Here is a 251-nt window from a genome sequence, read left to right as displayed (position 1 = left end):
AGAGCAGGCATCTCTATTTCTCATACTCTTTTTTCACTATTTATTTCATTTTGGATAATATTCACTTTTCAATGTCCTGTTGCCAGCAGTGCTGGCATGATCAATCAGAATTCCGAGAGATCATTGAGGTGTTTTATATCCAAGTGCACTGTGAATCCTCTGGCGATTATACCAGGATTCTATATACTCAAAGAGTGCCTTACGACATTCTTCAAAGTCTTGGTAAGTGTTAAGATAGATTTCTTCTTTCT

General features: G+C 36.7%; 1 protein-coding gene. It reads right to left on the bottom strand.

From position 1 onward, the window contains the following. Positions 1–120: 120 nt before the first annotated feature. On the bottom strand, positions 121–251 hold a 131-nt coding region (locus BN3456_RS00005; protein WP_141654459.1), incomplete at its 5' end, for an IS3 family transposase.

This window comes from Clostridium sp. C105KSO13 (assembly GCF_001517425.1).
Taxonomy (GTDB): Bacteria; Bacillota; Clostridia; order Lachnospirales; family Lachnospiraceae; genus Muricomes.
Note: the sequence above shows the minus strand (reverse complement) of the source record. Positions and strands in the feature narration are given on the sequence as shown.